This is a genomic window from Kitasatospora sp. NPDC086801 (assembly GCF_044745805.1).
Taxonomy (GTDB): Bacteria; Actinomycetota; Actinomycetes; order Streptomycetales; family Streptomycetaceae; genus Kitasatospora.
Window position 1 is genome coordinate 1 of sequence record NZ_JBIVAX010000079.1, and the last position, 9,688, is coordinate 9,688.

Below are 9,688 nucleotides of genomic sequence, written 5' to 3' on the forward strand. Positions count from 1 at the left end.
ACCGGGTCCCGGTCACCGCGCCTGTGGTGCTGTTGTAGTGGAGCTCGTCGTTGCCGAGGTACACCGTGGTGCCGCTCGGGTCCTGCTTCTCCAGTTGCGTGCCGGCGGCGTCGTAGACGTACGTCACCTTGCCGGCCGTCGTGTTGGTGAACTGACCGAGCTGGCCCTCGCTGTTCCAGGACAGGTTGGTCTGCTTCCCGGTGGCGTCGGTGATCTGGGTGGTGTCACCCGAGGCGTCGTACTGCATGCTGGTGACCGACGGCGTCCCGGCGCCGGTGACCGAGCTGGCGGAGATCAGCGCGTGTGGACCCGCGACCGCGCCGTTGAGCCCGTTGACCGTCTTTGCAGCCGGGAAGGACTGGGTAACGGTGCGGTCGGCGGCGGTGTTGCCCGCCGGGTCGTGCTGGACGAACTGGGTCCGGTTGCCAGTGGCGTCGTACTGGTAGCTCTGCCAGTAAGCGGCCGGCCCGCCGACCGTGGTCAGCACCGGAGCCTGCGCGCCGCTGGTGGGCGTGGAGTTCCCGCACGAGCCCAGTCCACCGATCGAGGGCTGCGCGGCCAGGGTGAGCCCGCCGGTGTCGCTCCACGCGGTCGTGAGGCGTCCCAGGTAGTCGTAGCCGAAGCACTGCAGGTCGGTGGAGGAGGGAACGTTGTCGGGAATGTTCCGCACGCCGGTGATCTGGCCGCTCTTGTTGTACGCGTACGTGGTCTGCTGCACCGCGCCGGTGGCAGCGGTCTGCTTGTCCACGAACTGCGAGAGCAACCGTCCGGTCGACTCGTCGTAGATGTTGGTCAGGACGATCTGGGTGCCCCAGGGATTGACCGTGGCGCGGATGCTGCGGCCGTATGCATCCCAATCCGAGGACAGGTCGTAGGTGGCGCCGCCGACGGCGCCGTAGGAGCGCAGCGGGCCGCGTGAGTCGTAGGTGTAGTGGACCGTCTCCTCCGCGATGTCGCCGACTGCAGAACGGTCGTCGTCGGTCAGAGCGCCGGTGATCGGGTCGTATTGTGCCTGGTAGGTGTAGGTGAACGGGGTCGTCGCGCTCTGGCCGATGTCCGTGCCGGGGATTGTGGTGGTGGTTGTGGTGGGATGGTAGGCGGTGTCGTAGGTCAGCACGGAGCTGGTGTAGGCCGGGCCGCCGGCGCCATTGGTGTACCGGGTGGAGGAGCCGGGCTGACCCGTCAGCACGGTGTCGTAGGTGTAGGAGGTCAGCTGGTTGGCCGACGCCACCGAACCGTTGTATGAACCGGTCTTGCGACCCAGCAGGTCGTAGGTGTACGCAATGGTCTGGTGACGGCCGTCGGTCTGGCTCACCAGGCTGCCGCCCGGGTTGTAGACCTGGGTCACGGTGCCGCTGTCCGGATCGGTCGAGCTGGTCTGGCGGCCGCGAAGGTCATAGCCGTAGCTCCAGACGTTGCCCACCGAGTCGGTCCGGGTGGCCGGCTTGCCGCCGGGGGTGGAGGTGAACACGGTGACGTCCGCGTCGGACTGCTTACCCGTGGCGGTGGCGGTGCGGTACTGCCAGATCTGCGCCACCTTGCCGCGAGCGTCGGTCACCGTACTGGTCGGCGTGGTGCCGGTCGGCGGGGTGACGTCGGTGCGGTCCACACCCGGGTAGCCGGTGGTCGTGGTGGTCTGCACCACTCCGTAGGCCAGGAACTGGGTGGTGACCGGTCGGCCCTGGCCGTCGAAGACGGTGTAGGTCTGTGCCGGGACCTTCTGTGTGGTGGTCAGGAACGGCGTGGTGCTGGGTGCGGCGTCGTTGTTGTACCAGGCCGCGTTGGAGCGCATGGTACGGCCCTGCGAGTCGTAGTTCGTGTCAGTGATCATGCGGCCCTGGTAGGCCGAGATCGCCGGGTCGGCCTGTACCTGCACGGTCCGTGCCAGGCCGTCCATGATCTGGATCGACGTGGTGTAGGTGTCGCTGGACAGCAGGCTCTTGGTCGTGACGGTCGGAGGGACCGCCGCGTTGTTCACGACGCCGGGCACCGAGTAGCTGAAGGTCTTGCTGGCGTTCTGGCCGGTGGTCCGGCCCGGCTGCCAGACTGCGGTGAGTCGGCCGAGTGCGTCGTACGCCTTGGTGGTCACCCGCCCGTTGGGGTCGGTCACCACCAGTGGCAGGGCACGCCCAGGAGCCATGGTGGTGGTGGTGATCCGGCCCGCGCTCTGCGCGTCCGGGGCGCCGGCCGGCGCCGGAGTGGTCACCGTCATCGAGTTGGGCAGCTCGCCCGGGCCCGCCGCGGAGTACGCCGTCGTGAAGGTGACACCGCTGTGCGTGCTGTCGGTGTGGTTCGGGTCGGTCACCGTGGCCGAGCGCCCGTAGGCGTCGTAGGTGGTGATCGCCGAGGTAGTGAAGGTCGGGTTGCCCGAGCCGTCGATGCTCTCCACGGCCTGGGCACTGGTCACATCATGGGCGGCGCCGAGCTGGTTGAGCGGCCGGCCGTCGTAGAACGAGCGGGTCCAGGTCACCGTGTTGGCCGCGGTCGGGGTTGCGGTGCAGGCGCTGCTACCCGAGACGGTCTGCTGCTCGGAGGGCAGCGAGGAGATCTGCGGGTCGGAGCCGGCCGCGTACGAGTCCCGCTCGCAGCTGTCCGGCAGGCCGTCAGCGCTGTTCAGGACGGTGAGCACGCGATTGGCGTGCGCGGGGTCGGTGGTCGTGGTGGTACTGGTGGTCCGCCAGGTGCCGTCCGCCTTCAATGCCTTGGCCGTGGTGACCGCGGTGGTGGAGGTGTAGCGGGCGATCAGGGCCGGCAGGCTGCCGCGGCTGTGGGTCGCGGTGGTGCTCGGACCGCTGCTGGTGTTTACCGTGTATGAGGTGATCGAGCCGCCGGCGCCGGAGTAGGTGTCGGTCTCCAGGGCCCGGCCGGAGAGCCAGTCGGAGTCGGTCACCGAGCCGCTCTTCGGTCCCGCCACCGAAACGCTGCGGGTTGTGCCGCTGCTCAGCAGGTCGCCGTCCATGCCCTGGTGGAAGGTGCTCGAACTCTGCGCCTGCTGGCCGTCGTTGCCGCTGCCGGTGACCGTGGTCACCGAGGCGTAGCCGCGGAACTGGTCCCAGGTGCGGTCCATGTCCTTGACCATCGGCGAGTCGTTGCGGTGCCAGGCCGCGTTGCCGTAGCTGTAGGAGGTGGTCTGCGGCGTGGAGCCGGCCGTGTTGGGGTTGACCGTCACGGTGCTCACCGGGTAGCGCAGGAACCAGTCGTCGATCGGCTGGGCGTTCGGCTGCTCCGTCGACGGATGCCACTTGACGTTGTAGCAGGAGAGCGTGTCGGTGTCGGCCGTGGCGGGCATGACGTTGTTCACCCGCGAACAGGCCGCCCGGGCGTAGTTGACGCCGATCGTGCCACCGGTCTCAGTGGTGATCAGCTGGATGCGCGGGCGGTTGAACGCCGGCCGGGCGGGGATCAGGTTGGTGCCGTCCACCCGGTTCGGCAGCAGCTGCTCGGTGAAGCTGACCGCAGGCAGCGAGGCCGAGGTGCCCGAGGCGGTGGAGTCCTGCCCGGTGCGCTGGACCGAGCCGAGCCACGGGACCTGGGTGTTCTCAGTGGCGTTCTGCACGTTCACGAAGCGGTGGTTGAGGGTATAGCCGTCCACCGGGATGTAGGTGCCCTTCGACCGGATCTGGGTGGTGATGCCGGTCAGCCACTTGCTGGTCCAGAAAGTCGGCTGGTAGTTGGTGCAGGAGCCGGCGGCGTCGCACTGCTCGTCCATCGGGACGTCCGGCCAGTTGGCCGCGTTCGCCTTCGTGCGCTGCGAGGGGTCGCAGGCGGTCGTCGACGTGACACAGCGCTCGGCCGAGTTGAAGACGATCTGTGCCGCGGCCTGGTAGTTGCCGCCCGCGCCGAGCTGGTCGGAGAGGCGCTGGCCGTAGCTGATCGCAGAGAGCACACCGGAGCGGGTGTAGGCGGTGTTGGTCCCGGTGCCGTTGTTCTGGCCGCCGCCGAGCACGTAGTAGTTGGTCTCGGGGGCGTAGGTGTAGGTGGTCAGGTTGCCGTGCGGATCGACGACGTAGTCGAGGTTCCACCGCCAGCCCGCGTTGCACCATGACTTCTGGCCCTTGGAACTGTCGTAGCAGGGGTCGCCGCTCTTGGGCGAGTAGACCGGGACCGTCCAGGCCGAGTTGCTGGCCGGACCGGTGCCGGTCGGATTGCCGTTCGCGTCGGGCAGGTGGTTCAGACCCAGGTAGTAGGCGTTGCCCGCGGTGTCGGTCACCTTGAGGTAGGAGCCGTTCCAGGTGCCGTTGGTGGCGCCGGTCAGGAACTGCACCTTGATGCCGTCGTCGCTCTTCAGCCGCCAGGTGCAGTTGGACTGCTCAGTGGCGCCCGGGGTGTTCGCCTGGCAACTCGCGTCGTCCGGCACCAGTTCGCCGGAGTGCCCGCCCAGCGACAGGGTCAGGTTGGCGCCCGCCCAGCAGTCGTCCCCGGAGTTGGTGATGCCGTCGTTGTTGCAGGATTGGTAGGAGCGCTCCACGTAGCCGGGGCTGTAGCTCCAGCCGTCGCCGATCCAGGACGCCTGGGCATTGGTGGAGGAGGTCAGGCCGTCCACGGAGGAGGAGTTGTAGGAGAGCGCGACCTGAGGCGTTGCGCCACCGAGGGTGGGCGGCGAAGCAATCGGGTAGCTGTAGGTGAACGAGCCCGAGGAGCCTCCGGAGGTCCAGGCCTGCGACGGGTTCAGACTGGTGGCCGCGTAGGTGCCGGCGCCGCTGGAGGAGCCACTGACGGTAGCCAGCACCATCGGCGCGGCGGCCACGGCGAGCGCATCGGCCCGCGCCGCGGAGTTCGCAGCACCACGCGGCAGGGCACCATTGTGCGTGCCGCTCGCCGGCAGGGTGACGTCGGCGACCAGCTTCTCGGTGGCCGGGTCGTAGTGCGAGGGGACCGGCTGCTGCGCGAGGCAGCCCGGCTCCTGGGGCGTCGTCAGCGAGCAGGCCGGCAGCTCCACCAAGTGGGCGCGGGAGGCCCAGTCGCCGCCGATGCCAGCGCCAAGCTGCGTGGTGTCGAGCGCCACCTCGACCCGGCTGCCGGGGGCAGAGTCGGTGCGGGAGAGGGAGAGAGCCAGGCCCGATATGCCGGCGGCCGAGGTGGTCTTGGCATCGGCCACATCCACCCGCACGTTCTGCGCGGCGGCCGGCGCGGCGGCCTGGTCGCCAGGGGTCGCGGCCAGCGGGGCGATGGTCACGGGCAGGTTCTGCGCCTGGGCCGGGTCGCCAGCGGGTGCGGGCGGCGGCGTGCCGTCCGGCTGCGCCTGGGCCGTCCGCGCACCGGCGGTCGGCGCGGCGCCGAGCACGACGTTGGCCGTGCCGTGCGGGTGCGGCTTCGAAGCGGTGGCGGTCGGCGGCTGCCAGGTCGGCGGCACCGGGTGTTCCGGCTTCGGGGCTGCCACCGGTGCGGCGTCCTTCCCCGCCACGGAGGGAGTCGTCGGCAGGGCCGTATTCGGCGGGGACCACTTGCGTGAGTAGTCCGGCCCGTCCGCTGCCGCGAGCGGCAGCGGACCGAGCATCGAGCCGAAGACAGCAGCCGTCATGACGGCCGCCAGCCGTCCACGCAGTATCCCCCTCCTACTCCTTTTGTTCCTGAAAATCGGCGGTCGTCCAAATGGCATGCTATTTACCCCCACGCAGCTTTTGGCCCCCGAATACGGGAGGCACGTCCTGCATCCGAACTGACGGATGGTAGCGCCCTTTGGTGACTGACCGTCAAGACATCGTAACGGGTGAGGATTCTCACGGGGGTCCACGAATCGGAATTATCGATGCAAGCCTGGACTTCGCCGTCGAATTGAAGTGGTCGATGTCAGTGAACCCACCTACGTTGCTTCCGTCCTGTGTTACGAAAGTCTTCCATGTCTTTTTGGGGGGAGATTCCCGTTTTGAACAGAAAACGCCGCCACAACGGCGTGCCGCTCAGGGCATTGACCGCGGCAACCGTTCTCGCGCTCACCACCGGCCTCTCAGGCCTCAGCGCCCAGGCCGCCGACGCACCGAACGTGCCGTCGCAGGCCGCGATCGACGCCGCCACCGCGAAGCAACTGCAGGAACGACCACCGGCCGGAGCGACCGAGAAGGCCATCGCCGAGGCCAAGGCCACGCAAAAGAGTGTCCCGATCGACTCGCTCACGACCGAGTACAGCGAGACCGTCGCCACCCCCGAAGGCCACCTCGCGCTCACCAACCACCTGGAGCAGCAGCGCGTGCGCCGGGGCGGGGTGTGGCAGGGGCTGGACGCCACCCTGGCGGCCAACCGGGACGGCACGTTCTCGCCCAAGTCCGCGGCGGGACAGGTGGCACTTTCCAAGGGCGGGGACGGGCCGCTGGCGACCATGACCAGTCCGGACGGGAAGAAGCTCGCGCTGTCCGCCCCGTTCGCGCTTCCCGCGCCGACCGTCAGCGGTGACAGCCTGGTCTACCCGTCCGTCGCCCCCGACATCGACCTGAAGGTCACCGCTACCAAGCTCGGCGGCCTGACCACCGTCCTGGTCGTCAAGACCCAGACAGCAGCCGCCAACCCGGTCTTGAAGAACCTGCACTTCGGGACCACCCTCGACGGCGTCACCGTCAAGAGCGACGAGCACGGCAACGTCACCATGGTCGGCGACGACGGCAAGCCCCGCTGGGTCTCCCGCACCCCGCAGATGTGGGACAGCACCACCGCACCCGCCCCAACCGCGCCCGTGCCCGCGGCCAAGGCCGCCCTGACATTCAGGGCCGCCGCGACGGACACACCCGCCCCCACGCCGACGGACGCGGGACAGGCCCCGGCCGTCGGCTCCGACACCGGCCCCGGGACGGCCTCCAAGGTCTCCACCATGCCGGTCAAGGCCGACAACACCGGCATCGACCTCACCCCCGACCAGGACCTCCTGGCCCACGGCACCGCCCCGTACTACATCGACCCCGACTACCTGCCCTGGACCCTGACGGGCAACTCCTGGACCTGGGTCCAGTCCTCCCACGACGGATCCAACAACTGGATGCGCCAGGGTCCCAAGGACGCCGACCACCCCGGCGTCGGCAAGTGCGGCTACTACCCCAACGGCGGCAGCTGCTCACCCGCTGACATCGAGCGCAGCTTCTACCAGTTCGACATCAGCTCGCTCGGCGGGGCGGTCATCCACTCCGCGACGATGACCATGCAGGAGTACGTCTCCGCCGACTGGTCCTGCACCACCAAGTACCCGCTCAACCTCTACGTCACCAACGGGCCGATCGGGAACGGCACCACGTGGTCCAACCAGCCCGGACAGCAGGGCGGTCAGCTCGGGGATACGGCTTGGGTCGGTGGCTCGGGCCAGGACCCGTGCCACGACAACGTGTCGTTCAGTTTCGACATCACCGGCGCGATGAAGCAGTACGTCAACTACGGGCAGCTGACCTTCGGCCTCTACGGTGACGAGAGCAACCAGTACGCCTTCAAGCGATTCACCTACCAGCCGGCGCTGTCGGTGATGTACGACCGGGTGCCCAACGTGCCCACCAACCCGTCGGTGTGGCCCGCCCCCACCACGGCCAGCCCCGCCGCGACCAACCAGTCCTGCGGTGACGGCGACAACAGCCACTGGGCGTGGCTCGGTGCCGGCTCCGCCCAGAACAACGCCGTCTGGCTCAACGCCACCGTCAGCAGCCCCACCCAGGCCCAGGTCGCGACGTGGGACCACATCTGGGACTACAACTCCTCCAACGGAGCGAGCGGCACCACGGCCCCGGTCGGCAACGGTGGCACCACCAGCTTCCAACTGCCCGCAGGTCTGATCCAGGACGGTCACGCCTACGGCTACGACATGCAGGCCACCGACCTCGTGGACGGCATGACCTGGTCCGCTCCCACACCGAACTGCTACTTCAAGGTCGACCTCACCCCTCCGATCCTCACCTTCCCCACGACAGTCGCCGACACCAGTAAGCAGTTCCCGCCCAGCGGCAACGGCCAGACCCCCCAGCTCTACGCCGGCCAGAGCGGTGGCATCCCCTTCACCGCCACCGACCCCAACCCGAGCGGCGGCTACACCTCCGGCGTGGTCTGCCTGCGCTGGAGCTTCGACCCCCAGCTCGTCGACGCCACCTGGCAGTGCGGCAGCTCCATGCCCACCGGCCAGATCCAGGTGACCGCCGGACGCTGGGGCACCAACGTCCTCTACATCCAGGCCGAGGACAACGCCGGCAACCTCTCACCCGTCGCGCAGTACGCCTTCTACGCCCCCTGGAACCCCAACAGCCCCGCCCCGACCTTCGGCGACGTCACCGGCGACGCCCAGCCCGACATCCTCACCGCCGACCCCAACGGCGACCTGCGCGCCTACAGCATCCCCGCCACCGCTGCCAAGGCACCACTTGCCGCACCAAAGACCAAGTCCCCCGGCCACGATTCCTGGGCCAACTACCGCACCACCCATCGCGGCAGCCTACGCGGCGGCAACAACGTCGACGACCTCATCGCCCACAAGGACGGCGACCCGAACCTCTGGTACTACCAGAACCCCGGAAACACCGGCGTCACCGGTGTCTTCGACGCCAACAGCTCCTTGGCCAAGCCCGCCTGCGACCCAAAACTGACCGACTGCACCGGCTACAACGCCACCGACTGGTCCACCACCCTGCAGATCGCCGCCAGCGGAGACCCCAGCACCACCAAACTCGACACCAGCAAGAAGTTCCAAAACCGCACCGGCCTGTTCACCACCGAGACGAGCCCGGACGGCACCGGCGCCCTCTGGTTCTACCCCACTATTGGCAACGGCCTCTTCGGCTCACCCACCAAGCTCGCCGCAACCGGCTGGAAGGGCTGGGACCTGATCTCCCCCGGTGACTGGGCCGGCCAAGGACACCCCGGCTTGTGGGCCCGCAACGAGAGCAACGGCGACCTTCGCGGCTACACCTTCACCACCAGCACCATCACCATCCCAGGCCCATTCGGCCACACCACCAACTACCCCACCCTCACCGGCATCGCCACCGACACCAAGATCGGCTGGGGCATCCCCGCCACCACCTGGCCCATTATCGGCTCGGACGGCGACCTCACCGGCATCGGATCCCCCACCCTCTGGAGCATGACCCCAGGCGGCGTCATCCAGACCTTCACCGGCCACTCCACCACCACCGACCCCTACTACACCTGGACGAACGGCTGGACCAACGTCCTGAGCGTCTACGCCGAGAACAGCCCCATCACCTACACCGCCCAGACCGGCAAATGCGTGGACATCGTCGGCGCCGTCAACGCCAACGGCACCGCTGTCCAGCTGTACGACTGCAACTCCAGCAACGCCCAGAACTGGACCATCGAACCCGACGGAAGCCTCCGCGCCCTCGGCCACTGCCTCGACGCCACCGGACGCGGCACCGCCAACGGCACCCCCCTGCAGATCTGGGACTGCGGCAACGCCGCACCGCAGCAGACCTTCGTCCCCAGGCCCGACGGCAGCCTCTACAACCCCGCATCCGGCCGCTGCATCGACCTCCCCGGCGGCACCGCGACCAACACCGCCCGACTCCAACTCTGGGACTGCAACAGCAGCCCCGCCCAGAAGTGGACCGTCCTAGTGCGCAGCTGATCACCAAAGCGTGAGCTGACCACAAAGGTGCCCCTGCCCGGCCTCCTTAGTACTCCAGCTGTAGATCACGATCATGCTTGGGTCGCGGCTTGGCGTCTGTAGTGACTGGCCTGGGAACGGGCTTGATGACGACGTCTCCAG

General features: G+C 68.5%; 2 protein-coding genes. One reads left to right on the forward strand and one right to left on the reverse strand.

Annotated features, from left to right (window positions below):
* Positions 1-5,521, reverse strand: a 5,521-nt coding sequence (locus ACIPLC_RS37715; protein ID WP_400477585.1) for a hypothetical protein, incomplete at its 3' end; no start/stop codon positions are given.
* A 387-nt stretch (positions 5,522-5,908) separates the two neighbouring features.
* On the opposite strand from ACIPLC_RS37715, the gene ACIPLC_RS37720 reads away from it, so the two are divergent.
* The gene (locus ACIPLC_RS37720) at positions 5,909-9,547 is read left to right on the forward strand and encodes a ricin-type beta-trefoil lectin domain protein (protein ID WP_400477586.1); all 3,639 of its coding nucleotides are present in this window, start codon (positions 5,909-5,911) and stop codon (positions 9,545-9,547) included.
* Positions 9,548-9,688 lie beyond the last annotated feature (141 nt).